The sequence below is a fragment of the Novosphingobium sp. BF6 genome, from assembly GCF_058273105.1.
On sequence record NZ_CM177775.1, the window covers coordinates 866680 to 887783 of the forward strand.

Genomic DNA, 21104 nt, shown 5'->3' on the forward strand with positions numbered 1-21104 from the left:
GGAGATGGCCAAGACCGAGGATATGGGCCGCCGCGCCACCCGAGGCGTGGCCTCGACTGCCGTCGCGCAGCTTGTGAAGGTCTTCACCACGATGGGGACGACGATCGTGGTCGCGCGCATTCTCTCGCCCTCGGACTACGGCGTGGCGGCGATGGTGGCGCCGCTGACCGGGCTTATCATGACCTTCCAGAACCTCGGCTTCGCGCAAGCCGTGGTGCAGGCCCGCGAACTCGACCCGGAGCATTCCAACGCGCTGTTCTGGCTCAACGTGCTCGTCTCGACCGTGGCGGCGCTGATCATGGTGGCAATGGCGCCCGCAGTGGGCGCGTTCTACGGCGATGCGCGCGCCGGATACGTCACGGCGGCGACCGGGCTGACGATCCTGATCACCGGTCTCAAGCTGCAACACCAGGCCCTGCTCAATCGCGAGATGCGTTTCCATGCGCTGAGCGTGAACGACGTGGTCGTCGCCATCGGTACTTTCGTGCTGACTGCCGCGGCGGCGCTGGCGCTGAAGAGTTACTGGGCGATCTGGCTGGGCACGCTGCTCAATGCCGCGATCAGCACGGCGATGATGTGGCGGGCCTGTCGGTGGCGCCCCCGGCTCGGCGCTTCCTTTTCCGGAGTGCGCAAGCTGGTGGTGTTCGGCGCCAACCTGACCGGCTTCAACCTCGTCAACTTCTTCGCCCGCAACCTCGACAATGTCATTATCGCCAAGGCCGAGGGCGCGGATGCGGTGGGCCTCTACGACCGCAGCTACAAGCTCATGCTGTTCCCCTTGCAGAACATCAACCAGCCGCTGAGCCGGGTCATGCTGCCGGTGCTGAGCCGGGTGCGCGACGAGCCGGAGCGCTATCGCCGCGTCTACGAACTGTGCCTGCGCGCTTTGGCGCTGATCGCGATGCCGGGGATCCTCGCGGCTGCGATTTGCAGCGAGCGGCTCGTGCCCTTCCTGCTTGGCGAGCGCTGGGCGGCGGCGAGTCCGATCTTCTTCTGGCTGAGCCTGACCGCGATCGTGCAATGCGTGCCGAACACCACCGGCTGGCTCTATATCAGCAGCGGGAACACCCGGCGGATGATGTACTGGGGCATCTTTTCCAGCGCGGTGTCGATCGCCAGCTTCTTCATCGGGGTGCACTGGGGGGCGGTGGGCGTGGCCTGCGCCTACTTCATCGGCCAGCTCGCCTCGCTGCCGCCGCTCTATCATTTCGCGACGCGGGATACGCCGATCTCGCAGGGCTTCATGTACTTCGTGCAGCTGCCCTCGCTGCTCGGCGGGCTGTTCGCCTGGGGGATCGTCGCGGCGGTGGGCGAGGAGCTGCCGACCGTGGGGCTGCTCGCGCTTGCCGTCGCTTCCAGTTACATCGGTGCGGTGGCGGCGCAGGCGGTGACGCCGGGCGGGCGGCAGGCCATGGCCGAGATGCTGCGCCTTGCCGGGAATCTCCTGCCCGACCGGTTGCGGCGAAAGGCTGCGGCTTAGGGTTTCGTCGCCCAGGAGACGGCGCGGCGATAGTTCTCCAGCCCCAGCACGGCGGCGCCCAGCCGGGGCAGGGGCGACCCCATGTGCAGCGAACCGCCCAGTTCCACCGCACGTTGCCGGGCGCGGCGGCCCTGTTCGCGGTCGCCGCGGCGGAAGGCACTATCGGCCAGCCAGTAGAAGTAGTCGCCCAGGATCTTGCGCCGCCGGCCCTCCTCGACGGCCTCGGTCGGCTGCGCCAGCAAGTCTTCGGCCACCGCGATCAGGTCGCCGAAAGTGGAGCGGGCCTGCGAGATCCGGTGCGGCGAATCGTGCTGGACATAGACCCCGCAGCCGCGCTGCGAATGTCCCGGCCGGGCACCCGCGAGCAAGGCGCGGCAGACCACTTCGCCGTCCTGATTGCGGCGGACGCTTTCCTTCCAGCCGCCGATCCCGCGCAGGAACGCCGTGCGCCAGAGCACCGCGCAGGGCGGCGTCCATTGCCGCCGCACCAGCCAGCGGTCGAGCAGGTCGGCGGCGTCGGCATAGTGTTCCTGATGCCGTTCGGCCCGGCCACGATCTTCGTCGAGCCGCAGCCAGGGACCGAAGGCGACATCGGCGCCCTGTTCCAGTGCCTGGACGAGGCCCGGCAGCAGGTCGCCCATGACGAAATCGTCGCTGTCGAGGAACATCACCCAGTCGCTGGTCGCGGCGGCGAGGCCACGATTCCGGCTTTTCTGGGCGCCCAGGTTGCCGGGGTTGGTCAGGACCGTCAGCCGCTCGTCGTCGAGCGCGGCGAGGGCGGCTTCGGTCGAGCCTTCCTCGTCGTCTACCACGACGATCACCCGGCAGACGACGCCGGGCTGCGCGAAGACCGACAGCACCGCCCGCTCGATGGATTCGGCGGCGCGATAGGCGGGGATCACGACCGTCACCAGTTCCTGCGGCATCGTGATGGCTCCTGCCCTCGGGAAGGCGAGGGTTCCGCTTCTGGTATCCGAGCGCGGGCCGCACATGAAGCTGAACTTGAGGGGTAATCAATGAGGCAGGTCGTCGTGCCCGCATCGCCGTCTTGCGATTTTCGCAGGAGCACTTGAGCGCAGCCCTGCTGTTTTTCGTGCGTTCCATCGGCTATGCCGGGAGCGGAAAAAGGAACCAGGGTCATGGCCGAAAATCACACTGCGGACGGCAATCTCGAAGGCATCGGCGATTACAACGGCCCGGCGGGCGGCTGGGGCGCGCTGGGCGCGGTCGCACGCACCGTGCGCGAGCAGATGAAGGCCAGTCCGGATACCCGCGCGCTCCTGCAGATGAACCAGCCCGACGGGTTCGACTGTCCGGGCTGCGCCTGGCCCGACCCCAAGCACACGTCCTCGTTCGAATTCTGCGAGAACGGGGCCAAGGCCGTGACATGGGAAGCGACCGTCAAGCGTGTCGATCCCGAATTTTTCGCCAAGTACAGCGTCAGCGAGCTGTGGAGCTGGAGCGACCACAAGCTGGAAGATGCCGGGCGCCTCACCGAGCCGCTGCGCTACGATCCCGAGACCGACCATTTCGTGCCGATAAGCTGGGACGAGGCCTTCGCCCGCGCCGGTGCGGTGCTGCGCGAACTGGACGATCCGCATGCCTGCGAATTCTACTGCTCGGGCCGTGCTTCGAACGAGGCGGCGTTCCTCTATCAGCTCTTCGCGCGCGAGTTCGGCACCAACAATTTCCCCGACTGCTCCAACATGTGCCACGAGGCGACGAGCGTGGGGCTGCCCAAGTCGATCGGCATCGGCAAGGGCACGGTGACGCTGGAAGATTTCGATCATGCCGACGCGATCTTCTGTATCGGCCACAACCCCGGCACCAACCACCCGCGCATGCTCTCCACGCTGGCCGCCGCGTCCAAGCGGGGCGTGCCGATCGTGGTCGCCAATCCCATGCGCGAGCGCGGGCTGGAGCGCTTCAAGTCGCCGCAGCATCCCACCGAGATGCTGTCCACCCACGCGACGCCGCTGGCCTCGGCCTATCACCAGGTGCGCATCGGCGGCGACATGGCGATGCTCAAGGGGATGATGAAGCTGGTGATCGAGGCCGATGCGCTCGACCATGCCTTCATCGCCGAGCACACCGAGGGGATCGACGCACTCCGGGCCGATCTCGAAGCGACTTCGTGGGACTGGATCGAGACCACCTCCGGCCTGACGCGCGATGCCATCGAGTCGATGGCCAAAGTCTATATCAATGCCGAACGGGTGATCGTCTGCTACGGCATGGGCATCACCCAGCACCGCCACGGCACCCAGAACGTGCAGTCGATCGCCAACCTGCTGTTGCTGCGCGGCATGTTCGGCAAGGCGGGGGCGGGGATCTGCCCGCTGCGCGGCCACAGCAACGTGCAGGGCGACCGCACCGTGGGCATTACCGAGATTCCCGCCGAGGCGATGCTCGAACGGCTCGACGCGACTTACGGCATCACGTCGCCGCGCGAGCACGGGCACAACGCGGTCGAGGCGCTGGAGGCCATGCGCGACGGACGTTCTAAGGCGCTGATCGGTCTCGGCGGCAATCTCGCCGTCGCCATGCCGGATCCGGAGGCGTGCTTCGCCGCCGTGCGCAAGCTCGATCTTTCGGTCAGCATCCTCACCAAGTTCAACCGCACCTGCCTGCTCACCGCCAGGGAAACGCTGGTGCTCCCCTGCCTCGGGCGTACCGAGCTGGACGAGCAGGCGACGGGGGCGCAGTTCGTGACCGTGGAGGACAGCATGTCGATGGTCCACGCCTCGCGCGGAAAGCTGAAGGCGCCGGGGCCGCTGGTGCGTTCGGAACCGGCGATCGTCGCGGGTCTCGCCAAGGAGGCGATGCCGCGCAGCCTGGTCGACTGGGATGCGCTCGTGGCCGACTACGACCGCATTCGCGAGGGGATCGAGCAGGTCTATCCCGACTTCCACGATTTCAACCGCCGCGTCCGCGAGCCGGGCGGTTTCCGCCTGACCATCGCGCCGGATCACCGCGTCTGGAACACGCCCAGCGGCAAGGCGCAGTTCCTTGCCCACCGGGTCGAGGTGGAGGAAGGCGCGCGGCCGCTGCTGCTCACCACCATCCGCAGCCACGACCAGTACAACACCACGATCTACAGCCTCGACGATCGCTACCGCGGCGTGACCGGTCGCCGCGACGTGATCTTCGCCAATGAGGTCGATCTCGACATGCTGGGCCTTGCACATGGCGATCTGGTCGATGTGACCACGACGGCGGGGCGCGTGCTCAAGGGCTTCACGGTCATCAAGCACGCCATCGCGCGCGGTTCGCTGGCGGCCTATTATCCCGAGGCGAACTGCCTGGTGCCGCTGGAGGATTTCGATCCGGTCAGCGGAACCCCGGCCTACAAGTCGATCCCCGTGGCGATTGCCCGAGCGGCCTGACCCGCCCCCGCCGGGGGCGGAATGTCAGAACGATTTGCGCAGGGAAATGCCGGCAGAAGTCGTGTTTCCCGCCAGCGCATCGAAGCTGCGCGAGGCATAGAGATCGAGGTGGAGGCGGTCCGTCAGCTTCATGTTGGCGCTCACGCCCACTTCCCACCAGGCGTCCGAATAGTGCTGCGAATCGAGCAGGCCGGAGCGGGGAATGTCGTTCAGGTCCTGGAACTGGCCGCCGGTGACTTGCGAGACGGCATTGCTGGTCCAATTGCGCGAAACCGAGAGACCGGCATAGTGATCGGCGTTCCGGCCGAAGGCATGGTCGATGCGCACGCTGCTGCCGAGCGTCCAGGTCGGCTCGCGGGTTTCGAGATCGACGAGGCCGGTGAAGTCCGGGGCCGGGCGCAGCAGGCGGCCCAGCGCATAGGAGCCGACGACGGTCGGCGTCACGAACCAGCGCGGTGAGAGCGGGAATATCCGCCCGAAATCGCCGCCCACCGCGTAGTAGGCGCTGCTGCGGGCACCGGTGCTCTCGCGGCGCGTGCCCCAATCGTTGGTGATCCGGCCATAGTCCTGACGGCCGTAGCTGGCCCAGCCGTCCACCACCCAGTTGTCGAAGTTGCCGCCTGCGCCGAGCGTGCCGACGTAGTAGTCCGAGGGCAGGGCCGTATAGGCCTGGATCAGCGTGCCGTGGTAGCGCATCAACCCGCCGCGCACATAGCCGCGCCCGACCTGCCGCGTCAGCGAGAGTGCCTGCCACGACCCGTCGGGGCCGTCGTCGCGATTGCTCACGCCTGCGGAGGCGGTGGCGGTCCAAGGGGTGGGGTTCGGTGCTTCGGGTGCCGTATCGTCCGTGCTTTCGGTTTCCGTTACGGTTTCGGCGGCGGTGTCCTGCGCCAGAGCGGCGGGAGCGACGGGCAGGGCGGTCATGCCCGCCGCGAGCAGGCATGCCGGTAGCAGACGCGGCATCAGGCGGCCTTTCGCAGGGTCGGGTCGAAGGCGGCCGGAACCGTCACGCGTGCCGCGAAACCGTCTCCGCCATGCACGAAGTTGACGTCACCGCCATGGGCGCGGGCGATCGAGCGACAGACCGCGAGGCCCAGTCCGGTGCCCTTCTGGCCCGACTTGCGCGCGGTTTCGGAGCGGTAGAACGGCTCGAAGGCGCGGTCGAACTCGTCCTCGGGAATGCCGGGACCGGCATCGACGATCTCGGCCACGGCCTCGCCGTCCAGCAGGCTGACGCGGACCCTGGCGCTTTCGCCGTACTTGATGGCGTTCTCCAGCAGGTTGCCGAGCAGGCGGCGGATGCCGACCGGGTCCACCTCGACGGGGATGTGGACGTTATGCTCGATGGTAACTTTGCCGCCCACGAGCTGGGCATCGGCGACGCTGCCGGCGATGAGATCGGCGAAGTCCACGCGCTTGCGCGGTCCCGGCGTGGAGGCGTCGCGGATGAAGGCGATGACCTGGCTGATCATCGCTTCCATCTCGCTCACTTCCTTCAGCAGCCCTTCGCGCTGGTCGTCGGGCACGTCCTCGATGCGGAAGCGCAGGCGGGTGAGCGGGGTGCGCAAGTCGTGGCTGATGGCGCCGACCATCGCCGTGCGGTCGTCCACGAAGGCGCGCAGGCGGAAGCGCATCTGGTTGAAGGCATTGGCGGCGCGGCCGATTTCGGCGGGGCCGGACAGCGGCAGGATCGTCGCCGAAGGGTCGCGCCCGAGCTGTTCGGCGGCCTGCGCGAAGTCTTTGAGCGGCACGACGATGCGGCGCGCGAAGAGCCAGGCGAACGGGCTGATGATCGCCAGTGACAGCGCGAACCACAGCATCACCCGCTTCTGCCAGGCATTGGGGAAAGGTTCGGCACGCGGGGCGACGGCCAGCCACTGCCCGTCCGGCTGGCGGGTCGCGGCGACGAAATCGCCCTCGATGAACGGCGGCGAGGTCAGCGCGAAGAAGTTGCCGCCCGAATGGCGGAAGGGAATCGGCTGCGGCTTGCCGGGGACTGCGGGCTGCGGCGTGGCGGCATTGGCTGCGGTGCCGCTCGCTACGCGGGGAGCGATGGCGGTGGGAGCGACCGTTGGCGAGGCGAGCGTGACCGGCGGCAAGGGAATCGAGACCGTGACCGGGCGGCTGCTCAGCGTGGGTCTGGCGATCGGCTCCGGCGTTGCGCTGGGCAGGGCGGCGCGCGGGATGTCGGTCATGCTCGGCATGACCGGCGCCAGCATGCCGGAGCCGATGGCACCGCCGCCGATAGGACCGAGCATCCCGCCGGGACGCATGCCGGGGGCCACGATCCGTCCCGGCTGGCCGTCCTGGTTCGGCACACCGCCGGAGGGCGCTCCCGCCTGTCCTCCCATCCCTTGGCTGGGGCCGGGTCTCTGAGCACCCGGTTGACCGCCTGGGCGTCCGCTGCCCGGCGTTGCGGTCGGAGACCCCGGAACTTTGCCGCCGGGCATGGCGGCATTCGGAACGTGACCGCCGGGGCGACCGCCGCCAGGCATGGATGGATGCGGCATCGAGGGCACGCGCGGCATCGTTCCGCCCGGAGGCATTCCACCAGGAAAATGGCCGCCGGGGAAGTGTCCGCCGGGGAGGCCGCCGGGACCTGCCGCGCCGCCCGGCGGGGGGCCACCGGGAATCGACTGGGCATCGGCAGAACCGACCAGCAGCGAGGAGACCTCGGTGGTGCGGGCACCTTTGCTTTTCAGGATCGCCAACGGCGAGCGGGCATTGCTGGGCACCGCGACGCCGCCGACCGGAAGCTGGGTATAGAACGCCAGCACCACGTCCCGGCGATCCCGCCCGAGCCGCTCTGCAAGGGCATCGCGCGAGGATTCGGAGACCAGCCAGCCCTGTCCGCTGACGTCGGGCGGGCCGACCATGGGCTTGCGTTCGAGCCGGTTGGGCAGGTCGCGGGTCGTCAGCGCGCTGGCCACTTCGTCGATGTTCCAGCGCGCGGTCGGGCTGGGCGGCAGGACCACGGTAAGGCCCAGCGTCACCAGCTGCGCGCCGATCAGCGCGCAGACGAGGATGACGATCATCTGCATCGCCAGCGGCATACCGAGTCGGCCGGTAAGACGGGGCATGATGGGGCGGGGCAGGCTCATGTTCCGGCCATTGCCACGAATCCGCCGCCATTTCGAGCCGTGAGCAAGGGCAAGAGGTTTTGCGGCGCGGGCTCGGAAGAGAGGGACACGTCCCTTCCGAACCCGCTCCGCGCCCGCGCCCGGTATGTCGGGCGAGGACGGTCACCTCGGGACCTGTCCGGCAACCGTGTTCCCTGCGGTGCCGGAAGGTAATCTCTGTCGTACCGGCCGGGGCCGGTGGGTCGCCCAGTGGGTCGCTGCGCCGGGTAGCACCGATATATGTCAGTATCGGGTACGGTTTTTGCCAGTCCGGCTGAGAATATAGTTCCGGGGCCGTCGCAGGACAGGGCGGGTGCGACTACGTGACCTGTCGCTGCGACGGACCCGGCGCCGTCCGGCGCCTTGGCGGTGGCTAACCGAACGGCGGTTCCGGCCGTTCCGGGTGAATGCAGCAAGGCGGCGAAAGCGACGGGGGATGTCGCTCGATGCGCGCTGCAGTCCATCCAGGACGGAACCTGACGAACTCGAATGTCCATGGCGCTGCTTGTTGGGCCGCGAGTTTGCTTGCGGATTTCACTCAGATTGCAATCGGACCGCGATCTTGTCGCAAGCTGTATCCGGGCTGAAATCTGGCTGGAACACGGGGTTCCTATCGGCGCACAATGATCCTAGAACGCGCACCGATGGACCTCGAAACCCGTATCCTCATCGTCGACGACGATGACGGCATCCGCTCGCTCATCAGCGAGTTTCTGGGCAAGCACGGCTATGCCACCGAAACCGCCGCCGATCCGACCGAAATGCGCGACCATCTCGCGCGCGGGCATTTCGATCTCATCGTGCTGGACGTGATGATGCCGCGCGAGGACGGGCTTACCGCCTTGCGGGGGCTCGGCCCTGATGCCCCGCCGGTCATCATGCTCTCCGCCGTGGGCAGCGATGTCGATCGGATCGTCGGGCTGGAGATGGGGGCGGACGACTATCTGGCCAAGCCCTGCAATCCGCGCGAACTGCTCGCCCGCATCCGCACCGTGCTGCGCCGCCGCGCCAACATGGGGCCGGTGGAGCGGATCGTCGCGCCTGCCGCCGTTCCCGAGCAGCGCCCGGTCAACGACATCCATTCCGGCGAGTGCCTCCATTTCGCCGGTTGGCGAATGGACCTCGGCCTCCGCCTGCTGTTCGATCCGGCCAACCGGGTGATCTCGCTGTCGGACGGCGAGTTTCGCCTGCTCAAGGCCTTCGCCGAGCATCCGCGCCGGGTGCTCACCCGCGACCAGCTGCTCGACTGGTCGCGCGGCGAGGACAGCGATCACTACGATCGCGCGATCGACGTGCAGCTTTCCCGCCTGCGCCGCAAGCTGTCCGAAGGCGACGGCGGCGGCGACATCATCCGCACCGTGCGCAACGAGGGCTATCTTTTCGTCCCCTCTGTATCCGGAGACATTTCACCTGCGTGACAGGCGCGCACGGGCGGTGAGCCGTGGCGCGACAGAGGTGAAATGCCTCTGAAATCCGATCGCAAAGGCGTGCTTCCACTTCTCGTCGTGACCTGATCCGCGATGCCGGCCTCCCGGCCCGTCGCGCGAAATGCGACACGAGGGGAGATTGCAGATGGAAGACCATGACCATCGCCATGACCATGATGGCGGCCTGGCCCACGACCTGAAGACGATCGGCAGGAACCTGATAGGACGCCGCCGCGCGCTGGGCATCCTGGCCGGTGCGGGTGGTTTCGCCGCCGTGACGGCCTGCGGAGGCGACGACGGCTCGTCTTCTTCCGGTTCCGGCAGCTCGACCGGCTTGACGAGTTCCTCCGGCACGTCGAGCACCAGTTCGACGAGCACGTCCTCGACCAGTTCGTCCACGACGACTTCGAGCGGAACCTCCTCCAGCAGTTGCATCGCCGATCCGACCGAGACCAACGGCCCCTATCCGGCCGACGGCACCAACAGCGCCAGCGGATCGACCTCCAACGTGCTCACCGTCAGCGGCGTGGTCCGTTCGGACATCCGCTCCAGCTTCATCAATTCCACCACCACGGCGGACGGCGTCCAGCTGGAACTGACCTTGCAACTGGTGGACGTGAACAACGGCTGCGCCGCCATCGCGGGCGCGGCGATCTATATCTGGCAGTGCGATGCGGCGGGTAAATACTCGCTCTATTCCAGCGGCGTCACCACCGAGAGCTACCTGCGCGGCGTGCAGGTGACCGATGCCGAGGGCAAGGTCACGTTCAAGACGATCTATCCGGCTTGCTACTCCGGACGCTGGCCGCACATCCACTTCGAGATATTCACCGGTGGCCTGACATCTGCGAGCACCGGGCGCACCGCCAGCCTGATTTCGCAGCTTGCGATGCCGGCGGCGACCAATACCGCCGTCTTCACCGGCGACACGCGCTACACCGCCAGCATCGCCAACTACAATGCGGTCTCGCTCTCTTCGGACAATGTCTTCGGAGACAACAGCTCGGCCCAGATCGCGCAGATGACGCCGACGCTGAGCGGCAGCCTGACCGCCGGATATACCGGGACCGCGCTTATCGGCATCGCCGCCTGAGGGCGGCCACTGGCACCATCGCCTGAGGCGGCCAACTGACATCGCCGCCTGCCTGAAGCCCTGCGCTCACCAAGAGACCCATCATCATGAACTCGCTGCATACGTCTTCCAGCATCGGCGCGCTCGTTCTCGCGCTTTCCGCCGCGCCTTTGTTCGCCGCTACCACCGTCTCCACGTCCACGACCAAGGCGCTCGTCACATCCAGTGCGGGTGACGTGACCGTGACCGACGACGGCACGATCACGTTGCCCAGCGGCAGCGCGATCACCGTCGACAGCAATAATGCCGTCGATGTGGAAGGCACGCTCGTCCTCGACGATGCCAATGGCGCCACCGGCATTACCGTCAATGCCGGCACCACTTCGACCATCACCGTGGGCGAGGACGCCACGCTCACCGTGACCGAGGACTTCGTTCCCGCGGACACCGATTCCAACGGCATTGCCGATGGCGCGATCGCCTCGGCCAGCAACCGCTACGGCATCCATGTCCTGTCCGGCGCAACCACCAGCGGCTCGATTCTCAACAAGGGTACGATCACGGTCGAAGGCCTGAACTCGGGCGGCATCGTCGTCGATTCGGACTATGTGGGCGACATCAGGAACACCGGCACGATCAACGTCATCGGCGACAACTCCGTCGGCATCTCGACCAGGAACGTCGATGGCGACGTGACGGTGGAAGGCACCGTCTATGCCACCGGCGCGGGCGCCCAGGGGCTGGTCGTGAACGGCGACGTCAGCGGCACCGTGACGATCCAGGGCACCGTCTCGCAGCGGGCCTCCTATACCGATGACGACAGCGCAACGATGGTCCTTTCGCGCGCCGCCCTGCGTTCGGCCGCGGCGGCGGTGGAGATCACCGGCAACGTTGCTGGCGGCATCTATGTAGCGGCGCCCCCGGTCGACAACGACAGTACCAACGACGACGAGGACGGCGACGGGGTCGACGATGACGAGGAGGGCACCGGCTCGGTCGTGGCCTATGGCAACGGCCCGGCGATCCAGGTCGGCGGCACCGGCGACATCACCGTGGGCGGGGTTTCGAGCAATTCGGGCACTTATTCGATCGCCATCGACGGATCGGTCAGTTCCAACGCCTATTACAGCAACACCGATGCCTATGGCCTGGTGATCGGCGGGCAGGGCGGCAACGTCACTCTGACGAACGGTATCGGCGTGACCGGCACCGTCAGCGCCACGACTTACGATTCGGCCGCGACCGCGCTGCTCATCAATGCCGGCAGCACCGTGACCAGCCTTTACAACAGCGGCTCGATCACGGCCTCGATCACCTCGCAGGGCGAAGGTTCCTCGACCGCGATCCGCGACCTTTCGGGCACGCTGACGACGATCGACAACACCGGCTACATCGCCGCAAGCGGATCGAGCACCGACACCCGCACCGCGATCGACCTTTCCGCCAACACCACCGGCGTCACCATCAACCAGTACCTCAACGACGCCGATGCCGAGACCAGCGCCGACTATCTCGACGACAACGATACCGACACCGATCCGACCGTCTACACCGCGATCACCGGCAATATCCTGCTGGGTTCGGGGAACGACACGATCAATGCCTCGTCGGGCACGATCACCGGCAATACCCTGTTCGGGGACGGCGACGATACGCTGAACCTCTCCGGCAACACGGTCTATACCGGCGATGTCTACTTCGGCAGCGGGACCGGCACGGCGACGCTGGCGGGAACCTCCCGCTTCGTCGGGACGATGGATTTCGACGGAAACCTCGGCACGCTGACCCTGTCCGGCAGTTCGGTCTATTCGGGCAACTTCGGCAATGCCGACAACCTGACGGTCACGGTGGGCAGCGGCGCCAAGCTGACCGCCAGCGATTCCGACACCATCGGCTTCGGCAGCCTGATCGTGCAGTCCGGCGGTTCGCTGGGCGTCTATGTCGATACGGCGGAAGGCACGACGTCGCTCTATTCCGTGGCCAATGCCACGCTGGAGGACGGCGCCAAGATCACCGCCACCGTCACCGACCTCGGCGATGCCGAAGGCACCTACACGGTGCTCACCGCCAGCAGCCTCGACGTGCAGGGTACGCTGAACGCCACCGACACCGACCTGCCGTTCATCTACAACGGCGAAGTCTCGACCGATGCCAACAGCATCTACCTCACCATCGCGCGCAAGACGACCGATGAGCTGGGCCTCACCCGCAGCGAGGCCTCGGCCTGGGATGCGATCTATGCGACGGCCCAGAACGACGACAGCCTGACCTCCAGCCTGCTCCAGGTCGAGGACTCGGCCACGCTCCAGAGCCAGGTCGCCGGCCTGCTGCCCGACCATTCGGGCGGCGTCTTCGATGCCGTGACCCACGGCGACCGCATGGCCGCGCGCCATCTCTCGGACGAGACTTCGCTGTTCACCATTTCCGACGTGGGCGGCTGGTTCGAGCCGGTCTACTGGCGCACCGCCAAGGATGCCGGTTCGACGGCGGGCTACAAGGCGAACGGCTGGGGCCTCTCCGCCGGTGTCGAGCGCCGGACGAACCTCGGCTACGTCGGCGTGTCCTATGCCTGGCTCCACGGCACCGTGACCGATAACGGCGGCACCGGCGATCTCGGCGTCGGCCAGCACGACCTCGGCCTGTTCTGGCGCACCGGCAAGGGACCGTTCATGGCCTGGGCGCGCATCGGGGCCTCGAAGATCTCGGTGGATTCGACCCGCACGTTCACAGATACGATCGACGATAGCGACTTCACTTACTCGGCCGACGGCAAGTGGAGCGGCTGGATGTTCTCCGGCCTTGCCGGGGCGTCCTACCGCTTCCAGATGTCGCGCCGCTTCAACCTGAAGCCCAAGGTCGAACTCGAACAGTTCTGGCTGAAGGAAAACGGCTACAGCGAAACGGCGGACAGCGACGCGGTCGCCCTCAGCGTGGCCAGCCGCACCAGCAAGATGACCACGGTGACGCCGACGCTGTCCGCGTCCTATTCGCTGGGCACGATCTCGCCCGACTGGCGCCCGCTGACCTTCCAGGTGGAAGCCGGTCGCCGTGAAGTGGTTTCGGGCAAGCGGGGCAGCACGACGGCCTGGTTCAACGGCGGCGACACGTACGATGCGGGCGAGGTTTTCACCATCACGCCCGAAAGCCTGAAGGGTGCCTGGGTCAGCGAAGTCTCGATGCTGGCGGGTGGCTACGACTTCACCTGGAAGATCACCGCCCGTGCCGAGCGGACTCAGGATGCCACCGACTTTTCGACCCGCGCCTCGCTGAGCGTGGCGTTCTGAGGGAGGCGCTCAGGTGCTAGGCTCTCAACCGCACTCAGGCCGAGAGCATTGCAGCCGTTATCGATTTCATCCGGAATCGATAACGGCACCTCCCCATGATCTCCGCCCCTACCCGTCATCCCCGCGAAGGCGGGGATCCCGCTTTTCTTGCGGCACGGCGATAGGTTGCAGAAAGAAAGCGGGGCGCCCGCATTCGCGAGGGCGACGAAGGGATTTTGGCAATGGGAGCGCCACGAACGCTCCCTAACCGCCTACTCGGGTCGCAATTCGGTCAACCGGCGCTCCCAGGCGAGAGCATGTTCGACGATCGTGCCGAGATCGGCATATTTCGGCTGCCAGGGCAGCGTCGCCTTGATGCGGCGATTGTCCGAGATCAGCGAGTCGGGATCGCCAGCCCGGCGGCCCTGCAGGCGGCGGTCGATCGTGCGGTTGGTCACGCGGTCCACCGCGTCCAGCACGTCGAGCACCGAAAAGCCCTGGCCATAGCCGCAGTTCATCGTCAGTGATTCCCCCGGTGCGGCGATCAGTGCCTCCAAGGCCAGGACGTGGGCATTGGCGAGATCCGAGACGTGGATATAGTCGCGTACGCCGGTGCCGTCCGGCGTATCGAAGTCGGTGCCGAACACGCCGACATGCTCGCGCTTGCCCAGCGCCGCTTCCACCGCCACCTTGATGAGATGCGTGGCACCCGCCGTCGATTGCCCGGTGCGCGCCTGGGGATCGGCTCCGGCGACATTGAAGTAGCGCAGCGCGCAGTAGTTGAAGGCATGCGCCCGCGAAACGTCGCCCAGCATGATCTCGGTCATCAGCTTGGACATGCCGTAGGGGTTGATCGGCAGCTTCGGGCTGTCCTCGGTCACAGGCGAAACTTCCGGAATGCCGTAAGTCGCTGCCGTCGAGCTGAAGATGAAGTGCGGCACGCCTGCCGAGACCGCCGCATCGATCAGGGCGCGGCTCTTGGCGGTGTTGTTGTGATAGTATTTCAGCGGGTTCTCGACCGATTCCGGCACGATGATCGAACCGGCGAAATGCATCACCGCCTTGATTCCCTGTTCCTCGAATATCCGCGCGAGCAGTGCCGCATCCTCGATATCGCCTTCGTAGAGCGGCACGCCTTCGGGAATGGCGAAGCGGAAGCCGGTGGTCAGGTTGTCGATCACCGCGACCGGCCAGCCGGCATCCTTGAGGGCGAGAACGGCGTGGCTGCCGATATAACCGGCACCGCCGGTGACGAGGACGGGAATCTTGGCGCTCATGGTCTCGCTCTGCTGCATGGCAACCGGGTTGCCGAGGTCTTTCGATATCCTGTTGGACGGCCGGTTCTCTCCGCGCAAGAGGGCAGAAGGGGGCGGTCTCATCAACCGGGTTCAAGGAATAGGCCGTCGTGCTGCGGTGCGTCAAATCGAACCGTCTCCATCGCGGCGCTATCCTTTCGCAAGTGCTAACCAATCAAGGGCGCTCTCTCCGGAGAAATACTGAGATTTCACTGATATCACGCTTCCCGGATCAGTTGAACGCCACATGAACGACCGTTGATGCGGTTGCCATCGATTGTAACGGCACCGCGGATTCGCCGCCGAATGGCTGTTACTGCCCCTCGCACCCGGATCGATTTCGCACTTGCGGAAGAGTTTTGCGACGTGCCGTTTTAGGAGTGGGTCTCGCCGTTTTTGAACAGGGCTCAAGCACTTGCGCCCTTATGTGCCGCCGATTACCCGAATAGGTGATTGACTTAGGCCTTATGGAGACGACCGTAAGTGCACGGCACAAGAACGCTTCTCGGGCTCGCTGTCCTTTTTTCCGGCACGCTTCTGGCGGGTTGTACGTCGACGATGACACGCAACCCGAATGTTCCGGTCGGCGAGGCTGCTTATAGGACCATTCCGGCGACGATTCCGGCGCCGACCGTCTATGCGATCGCGCCGAAGGACGTTCTTCAGGTGCGTGTCTTCGGCGAACCCGATCTCTCGGTAGAGAAGGCGCGCGTGGACGAGGCCGGTTTCATCCAGCTTCCCTTCGCCGGGCAGGTCAAGGCGGCCGGTCGCAGCGCGCCAGAGCTGAAGGAAGAGATCACCGGCATTCTCGCGCGCAAGTACCTGAAAGACCCGCAAGTCGCCGTCGCGGTGGACGAGGCCGCACCGCGCTTCGTGACCGTCGAGGGCGAGGTCAAGGTCCCCGGCTCCTTCGAACTGAGCGGCAATACGACGCTGCTGGGCGCGCTGGCAAAGGCGCAGAGTCCGTCACCCACGGCGAAGCTCGACCAAGTGGTGATCTTCCGGACCATCGACGGGCAGCGCATGGTCGCGCGCTTCGACGTGAAGGATATTCGCGGCGGTGTCAGTCCCGATCCTATCATCATGGACGGCGATCTCGTCGTGGTCGGCAATTCGAAGATCAAGACACTTTGGCAGGACTTCCTGAAAACGGCGCCGCTCTTCAACGCCTTCGCGGTGATGGCGCGCTGACGGCGGCGGCTTCCTTGCGCCGCTCGGCCATGGCTGTGCGGCGCAAGGACAAGCGATGTTGTATCCTGAAAACGACGGGACTGATCCTATGAACTATCGAGTCGCCTTCCTGTCCCCCGTGCCCTTCTTCAAGGGCGGGGCGGAGCGATCGCTGTTCGACCTGATGGCGAACCCCCATGTGGACCCGCTGCTCGTCGTACCCGCGCGGGGCCCGGTGTCCGAACAGGCGGCGAGCCGGGGCATTCCGGTGGAAGTCGTGGACTTCGGGCAGGTCGCCGCGATCCGGCGGCCGGTGCGGCCCTCCAGCGTCGGCGCGGCGGTGGGCGACTGGATCGGCGCCGCGCGCAGGCTCAAGGATGTGACCAGGCGGCACGGCGCGCAGATCGTCCACAGCAACGGGCTGAAGGCGCACTGCATCGCGGGTCTGGCGCGCAAGCTGGGTGGCGAGGCCTGCGTGTTCCACGTCCGCGACATCGCGGTGCGCGGGTCCGAGCGGCTGATCTGGAAGAGTCTGGCGCGCAGCTCCGACCACACCGTGCTGGTCAGCCGCGCCTGCTGGCCGGGCGAGGCACTGCCGCAGAATGTCTCGGTGGTGTTCAACGGCGTCAAGCGCGACGATGTGCCCCAATCCTTCCATGCCCGCGCTGCGGAAAGCGGACTTGTCGTCGGCATTTGCGGGCGCATCCATCCGTTCAAGGGCCACCATGTCGCACTCGACTGGCTCGGCGCCGCGCATCGGCGCGGACAGCGCATCACCCTGCTGGTGCGCGGCGAGGCGGAAGAGGAAGACCGGCCCTATCTCGAAAGCCTGAAGCGTCAGGCCGAGGCGCTCGGCCTCAAGGACTTCGTCCGTTTCGAGGGCCGCTTCGAAGGGCTGGCGGCGATCTACAACGGCCTCGATGCCGTGCTCGTCCCTTCCGAGACGCCCGATCCGCTGCCGCGTTCGGTGATGGAGGCGATGTCGATGGGCCTGCCGGTGGTCGGCTATCCGGCGGGCGGCATCGTTGAGATGATCGACCACCGCGAGAACGGCTGGCTGGCGGGCGATGCGGAGGCGTTCTGCACGGCGATGGAGGAAATCTCCAGCCTCGGTCCGATGCTGGTCGAACTCCAGAAGCGCGCCGCGCGCACGGTGGCAGAGCGCTTCGGGATGGAGCGCATGCACCGGCAGGTGAATGATGTCTATTCGACGGTGCTTGGCAGGTGATCCGCTGGTGGCAGGATAGCGGTGGCCTCGGCTCGGCACGTCGCCGCGCCCGGCGCGCGCGCCTGCGCAACGGCGTGCTGGCGGGCGTGCTGCTGCTCAGCCCCGGTGCCTTACTGGCCGCTGCCCTGCTGCTCCAGCCTGCAGCCGTCCGTTCCGAGCGCCATGTCTCCGCGCCTGTCGGGCAAGTGGTGGGCATTGCGGGCAACAACCTGACCCCGGCCGATCTCGACCGCGTGGCGTCGCTGGGGCTGCGCTATGTGCGCAGCGATTTCAGCTGGGCGGGGACCGAGCGCAAGCCCGGCACTTACGATTTCGGCGCCTATCTGGAATTTGCGCGCGAGGTTCATGCACGCGGGATGCGCCCGTTGTTCATCCTCGACTACGGCAACCCGGTCCACACGCCTTTCACCAAGATCCAGTGGCGCGGGCGTGACGAGCGGCGCACCTCGCCGCCGGTCGCCCCGGACCAGATCAAGGCCTACAGCGACTGGGCCGCCGCCGCTGCCAGGGCTTTCGCGGCCTACGATCCGATCTGGGAAGTCTGGAACGAGCCTGACCACCCCCGGTTCTGGCCGCCCAAGCCGGACGCCGCCGCCTATGGCCGCATGGCGCTCGCCGCCTGTCAGGCGATCCGCGGTGCCGACGGTTCCGCCGAAGTCTACGGTCCCGCCGCCTCGAAGTGGGTGGACGGTGCGTTTCTCACGGCCTTGGCCGGTTCCAAAGCGGTGACCTGCTTCAGCCGGATCAGCGTTCACCCCTACCAGATGACCGGCGACGTCACCCGCGACGCGGCGCTCTGGGACGGCCTGCGCCGCCGGATCGCGGCGGGCGGGCAAGTGAAGGCCCCGAAGATTGCCAATTCCGAATGGGGCCGCCCGATCATCGGCCGCGTCGATGGCGACTCCCAGGCGCGCTACCTCGTTCGCACGCTGGTCTCCGCGCTGGCGGCGGATGTGGCGCCGAACGTCTGGTATTCGTGGAAGGACGCGGGCAGCAATCCCGATTACGACCAGCACAATTTCGGCCTGCTGCAGGCGAACGGCTCGCCCAAGCCTTCCTATTTCGCTTTGCAGACGCTGCTGAAGGAACTCGGCGCGATGCGCTATGCCTGCCCGGTCCAGCGCGCCGGAGTGGAAGGCGCGATCTTTTCGAGCGGTAGCGGGGCGGAGGCACTGGTCTGGGCCAAGGCCGGCGCGGCCCTGCTGGAACCGGCGAAGCTGGTGCCTTCCGGCTGGAAGCTCGCGGGCCTTGTGGACATGACCGGCAAGCCTGTCCCCACCGGCGAGCAGCGGCTGAGCAATGCCCCCGTCTACTTGCGCCTGCGCCCCGCCGCCAGCGGCGCGCGCCCGGCGCTGAACTGCCCGCAGAACCCATGAGCGATATGAGCACTGCACCTCGCAACGGAGACAGCACGTCCATGACGTCCCGACGAATTCTCTTCATCATCCGCTCCTACCGGCCCGATCAGGTGGGCGGTGGCGCCAAGTCCGTGCAGACGCTGGCCGAGGGCCTCGTCGAGCGTGGCCACGACGTCCACATCCTGCGCCTCGCCCCGCGCGGCGAGGAGGCCGCGACCTTGCGCGCGGGCATGGAGGCTGGAGTGACCGGGCCGGGCAAGCCGACGCTCCACGTCCTGCCGATCCGCAATATCTACTGGCCTTACGACAAGCGCCGCCGTTCCCCGGCGATGAAGGCGGTCTGGCACACGCTGGACCTCTGGAACTTCCGCGCCGCGCGCGACGTCCGGCAGATGCTGGACGTGATCCGCCCCGACGTGGTCAACACCAGCATCATCGACGGTTTCTCCACCGCGATCCTGCGCGAGGCCAAGCGCAGTGGCGCGCGGCTGATCCACACGATGCGCGATTACTACCTGATCTGCAGCCGCTCGGGCATGTACCGCGCGGGCGAGAACTGCACCTCGCTTTGCTCGGGCTGCAAGGTGGTGGCCGGCGTCAATCGCCGCCAGACGCGCAATGTCGACATGTTCCTGTCCAACAGCGCCTTCGTGGCCGAGACCCATCGCCGCCACGGCGCCTTCGGGGACGACAAGCCCTGCGCGGTGCAGTGGAACGTCAACGACCGCCCGCTCGTGCCCGAGCCGAGGGCAATGGCCGACGGCGCGCCGATGGTGTTCGGCTATATCGGCCGCCTCGCCCCGACCAAGGGCGTGGAGAAGCTGATCGAGGCGGTCCGCCAGCTTCCCCAGGGCGGTCGCCCGTGGTCGCTGGTGATCGCAGGCGACGGCGAACCCGGCTACGTCGATGGGCTGAAGGCGCAGGCGGCAGGCGATCCGCGCGTGAAGTTCCTCGGCTGGCAGGCAGCGGAGGACTTCTACGGCGCGGTCGACGTGGTGATCTGCCCCTCGGTCTACAACGAGCCGCTGCCCCGCGTGATCTACGAGGCCTATGGCTTCGCGCTGCCGGTCGTGGCCTCGCGGGTCGGCGGCAATCCCGAAGTCGTGACCCCCGGCGAGACCGGCGAGCTTTACGAGGGCGAGGACGCGGCCGAACTGGCCGAGAAGATCCAGCACTTCCGCACGCTCCCGGCCGAGACTTACGCACATTACAGCGCGGGCGCGCTCGACATGGGCGGCGTCTTCACCTCGGGCGCGGTGATCGATCGCTACGAGAGCCATCTGGAGAAGCTGTTCGATGCGGCCTGAGCGCGAGATGGCCGTGACCTTCGGGGAAGCGCCGCCGCTGCTTCCCGTGCCGACGCGCCTGCCGGTGGGGCGGATGAGCCCCAGCAGCGGCGTGCTGCGTGCCTGGCAGCGGATGAGCGCGCTCTGGGCCTCGGGACCGGCGGGGCGTCTGCTTGCGCGGGCGATCCGGGGGCATATCCGCCGCGCCTACGGCTGCTACATCGCGCCGACGACGAAAGTGGGCGAGGCGGTATACCTGCCGCATCCCGTGGGCGTCGTGATCGGCGACAATGTCGTGATCGCCGACGGCGTGACGATTTATCAGAACGTCACCATCGGTCAGGACGGTACAGCCGGGCGCTGCCCGCGCGTCGGCGCCGGGGCGACGATCTTCGCGGGCGCCACCGTGATCGGCGATATCGAGATCGGCGCGGGCGCGGTGATCGGCGCCAATGCCGTGGTCAAGACTTCGGTTCCGGCGGGGCACATCGCCGTGGGCGTTCCCGCGCGCGTCCTGCCGCCTAGCTCGCAGGTGCTGCGATGAGCGGTGCGCGCGCGATGGAAGGCGCAGGCCTCGTCTCGTTGTGGCAGCGCATGTGCCACCTGCACGCGCGCGGCGGCATGAGCCGGGTTATGGCGACCACGATCCGGCGCTACATCCACTGGCGCTACGCCTGCCACATCTCTCCGCTCTCGCGCCCGGCGGGCTGGATCAACCTGCCCCATCCGGTGGGCATCGTGGTCGGCCACAATGTCGAGATCGGCGAGAACGCCACGATCTACCAGAACGTCACGCTCGGCCAGTCGGGGCGCGGGGAAGGCTATCCGGTGATCGGCGCGGATGCGGTGATCTATGCCGGAGCCGTGGTCGTTGGGCCGCTGCGCATCGGCCGGGGAAGCCGGATCGGCGCCAATTCCGTGGTCCTCAGCGATGTGCCGGAAGGCGCGACCTCGGTCGGCGCCCCGGCGCGGATCGTGACGCCGAAGCGCAAGGACCTTTCGGCTGCATGAAGGCCCGGC

The 21104-nt window shown here is 67.0% G+C and carries 15 protein-coding genes; 11 read left to right on the forward strand and 4 right to left on the reverse strand.

Translation table 11 applies throughout. The annotated features are described in order from the left end of the window. Positions 1-4 precede the first annotated feature (4 nt). The gene (locus AC4D6D_RS04325) at positions 5-1480 is read left to right on the forward strand and encodes a lipopolysaccharide biosynthesis protein (protein ID WP_491326655.1); all 1476 of its coding nucleotides are present in this window, start codon (positions 5-7) and stop codon (positions 1478-1480) included. Here AC4D6D_RS04325 and AC4D6D_RS04330 read toward each other — a convergent pair. Continuing rightward, positions 1477-2406: a glycosyltransferase family 2 protein gene (locus AC4D6D_RS04330; RefSeq protein ID WP_491326656.1), complete on the reverse strand. Its 930-nt coding sequence runs from the start codon at positions 2404-2406 to the stop codon at positions 1477-1479. The genes AC4D6D_RS04325 and AC4D6D_RS04330 overlap by 4 nt on opposite strands. A gap of 213 nt (positions 2407-2619) precedes the next feature. Between AC4D6D_RS04330 and AC4D6D_RS04335 the strand changes: the two genes are divergently transcribed. Continuing rightward, on the forward strand, positions 2620-4866 hold the full coding sequence (locus AC4D6D_RS04335; protein WP_491326657.1) for an FdhF/YdeP family oxidoreductase: 2247 nt from the start codon (positions 2620-2622) through the stop codon (positions 4864-4866). A 24-nt stretch (positions 4867-4890) separates the two neighbouring features. Here AC4D6D_RS04335 and AC4D6D_RS04340 read toward each other — a convergent pair whose 3' ends face one another. Together AC4D6D_RS04340 and AC4D6D_RS04345 are read right to left on the reverse strand one after the other, a co-directional pair. Continuing rightward, positions 4891-5829 carry an autotransporter domain-containing protein gene (locus tag AC4D6D_RS04340; protein ID WP_491326658.1) on the reverse strand — a complete coding sequence of 313 codons (939 nt, stop codon included), beginning with the start codon at positions 5827-5829 and terminating at the stop codon, positions 4891-4893. Next, a complete protein-coding gene (locus tag AC4D6D_RS04345) occupies positions 5829-7946 on the reverse strand; it encodes an ATP-binding protein (protein WP_491326659.1) in 2118 nt (705 codons plus the stop codon). The genes AC4D6D_RS04340 and AC4D6D_RS04345 overlap by 1 nt, the downstream gene beginning before the upstream one ends. 662 nt (positions 7947-8608) lie before the next feature. Here AC4D6D_RS04345 and AC4D6D_RS04350 point away from each other — a divergent pair. From AC4D6D_RS04350 to AC4D6D_RS04360, 3 genes are all read left to right on the forward strand, one after another. After that, positions 8609-9403, forward strand: coding sequence for a response regulator (locus AC4D6D_RS04350; RefSeq protein ID WP_491326660.1), 795 nt, complete (start codon positions 8609-8611; stop codon positions 9401-9403). 154 nt (positions 9404-9557) lie between these two features. Continuing rightward, complete coding sequence (locus AC4D6D_RS04355; RefSeq protein ID WP_491326661.1) at positions 9558-10505, forward strand: dioxygenase family protein; 948 nt, start codon at positions 9558-9560, stop codon at positions 10503-10505. A gap of 86 nt (positions 10506-10591) precedes the next feature. Beyond that, complete coding sequence (locus tag AC4D6D_RS04360; RefSeq protein ID WP_491326662.1) at positions 10592-13768, forward strand: autotransporter domain-containing protein; 3177 nt, start codon at positions 10592-10594, stop codon at positions 13766-13768. Positions 13769-14019: 251 nt separating this feature from the next. Here the strand turns inward: AC4D6D_RS04360 and galE are convergent, their stop codons facing one another. Then, positions 14020-15024, reverse strand: coding sequence for a UDP-glucose 4-epimerase GalE (gene galE / locus AC4D6D_RS04365; protein ID WP_491326663.1), 1005 nt, complete (start codon positions 15022-15024; stop codon positions 14020-14022). Positions 15025-15600: 576 nt separating this feature from the next. Between galE and AC4D6D_RS04370 the strand changes: the two genes are divergently transcribed. The 6 genes from AC4D6D_RS04370 (at position 15601) to AC4D6D_RS04395 (ending at position 21095) form a co-directional block, all read left to right on the forward strand. After that, positions 15601-16233 (forward strand): polysaccharide biosynthesis/export family protein, encoded by a 633-nt coding sequence (locus AC4D6D_RS04370; RefSeq protein WP_491326664.1) that lies wholly within the window; start codon positions 15601-15603, stop codon positions 16231-16233. An 88-nt stretch (positions 16234-16321) separates the two neighbouring features. After that, the gene (locus AC4D6D_RS04375; RefSeq protein ID WP_186829963.1) at positions 16322-17440 is read left to right on the forward strand and encodes a glycosyltransferase family 4 protein; all 1119 of its coding nucleotides are present in this window, start codon (positions 16322-16324) and stop codon (positions 17438-17440) included. After that, the gene (locus AC4D6D_RS04380; RefSeq protein ID WP_491326665.1) at positions 17437-18816 is read left to right on the forward strand and encodes a hypothetical protein; all 1380 of its coding nucleotides are present in this window, start codon (positions 17437-17439) and stop codon (positions 18814-18816) included. Before AC4D6D_RS04375 ends, AC4D6D_RS04380 begins: the two co-directional genes overlap by 4 nt. Positions 18817-18857: 41 nt before the next feature. Beyond that, the gene (locus AC4D6D_RS04385; RefSeq protein WP_491326666.1) at positions 18858-20105 is read left to right on the forward strand and encodes a glycosyltransferase family 4 protein; all 1248 of its coding nucleotides are present in this window, start codon (positions 18858-18860) and stop codon (positions 20103-20105) included. Next, positions 20095-20628 (forward strand): serine O-acetyltransferase, encoded by a 534-nt coding sequence (locus AC4D6D_RS04390; protein WP_491326667.1) that lies wholly within the window; start codon positions 20095-20097, stop codon positions 20626-20628. Before AC4D6D_RS04385 ends, AC4D6D_RS04390 begins: the two co-directional genes overlap by 11 nt. Beyond that, entirely contained in the window at positions 20625-21095 is a 471-nt protein-coding gene (locus AC4D6D_RS04395) for a serine O-acetyltransferase (protein ID WP_491326668.1), read from the forward strand. The genes AC4D6D_RS04390 and AC4D6D_RS04395 overlap by 4 nt, the downstream gene beginning before the upstream one ends. The last annotated feature ends 9 nt before the right edge of the window (positions 21096-21104 follow it).

Excerpts from the sequence above, each read along its gene's own strand:
- AC4D6D_RS04325 (WP_491326655.1), top strand. The coding sequence starts at position 5 with ATGGCCAAGACCGAGGATATGGGCCGCCGCGCCACCCGAGGCGTGGCC.
- AC4D6D_RS04330 (WP_491326656.1), bottom strand. The coding sequence starts at position 2,406 with ATGCCGCAGGAACTGGTGACGGTCGTGATCCCCGCCTATCGCGCCGCC.
- AC4D6D_RS04335 (WP_491326657.1), top strand. The coding sequence starts at position 2,620 with ATGGCCGAAAATCACACTGCGGACGGCAATCTCGAAGGCATCGGCGAT.
- AC4D6D_RS04340 (WP_491326658.1), bottom strand. The coding sequence starts at position 5,829 with ATGCCGCGTCTGCTACCGGCATGCCTGCTCGCGGCGGGCATGACCGCC.
- AC4D6D_RS04345 (WP_491326659.1), bottom strand. The coding sequence starts at position 7,946 with ATGCCCCGTCTTACCGGCCGACTCGGTATGCCGCTGGCGATGCAGATG.
- AC4D6D_RS04350 (WP_491326660.1), top strand. The coding sequence starts at position 8,609 with ATGATCCTAGAACGCGCACCGATGGACCTCGAAACCCGTATCCTCATC.
- AC4D6D_RS04355 (WP_491326661.1), top strand. The coding sequence starts at position 9,558 with ATGGAAGACCATGACCATCGCCATGACCATGATGGCGGCCTGGCCCAC.
- AC4D6D_RS04360 (WP_491326662.1), top strand. The coding sequence starts at position 10,592 with ATGAACTCGCTGCATACGTCTTCCAGCATCGGCGCGCTCGTTCTCGCG.
- galE (WP_491326663.1), bottom strand. The coding sequence starts at position 15,024 with ATGAGCGCCAAGATTCCCGTCCTCGTCACCGGCGGTGCCGGTTATATC.
- AC4D6D_RS04370 (WP_491326664.1), top strand. The coding sequence starts at position 15,601 with ATGACACGCAACCCGAATGTTCCGGTCGGCGAGGCTGCTTATAGGACC.
- AC4D6D_RS04375 (WP_186829963.1), top strand. The coding sequence starts at position 16,322 with ATGAACTATCGAGTCGCCTTCCTGTCCCCCGTGCCCTTCTTCAAGGGC.
- AC4D6D_RS04385 (WP_491326666.1), top strand. The coding sequence starts at position 18,858 with ATGACGTCCCGACGAATTCTCTTCATCATCCGCTCCTACCGGCCCGAT.
- AC4D6D_RS04390 (WP_491326667.1), top strand. The coding sequence starts at position 20,095 with ATGCGGCCTGAGCGCGAGATGGCCGTGACCTTCGGGGAAGCGCCGCCG.
- AC4D6D_RS04395 (WP_491326668.1), top strand. The coding sequence starts at position 20,625 with ATGAGCGGTGCGCGCGCGATGGAAGGCGCAGGCCTCGTCTCGTTGTGG.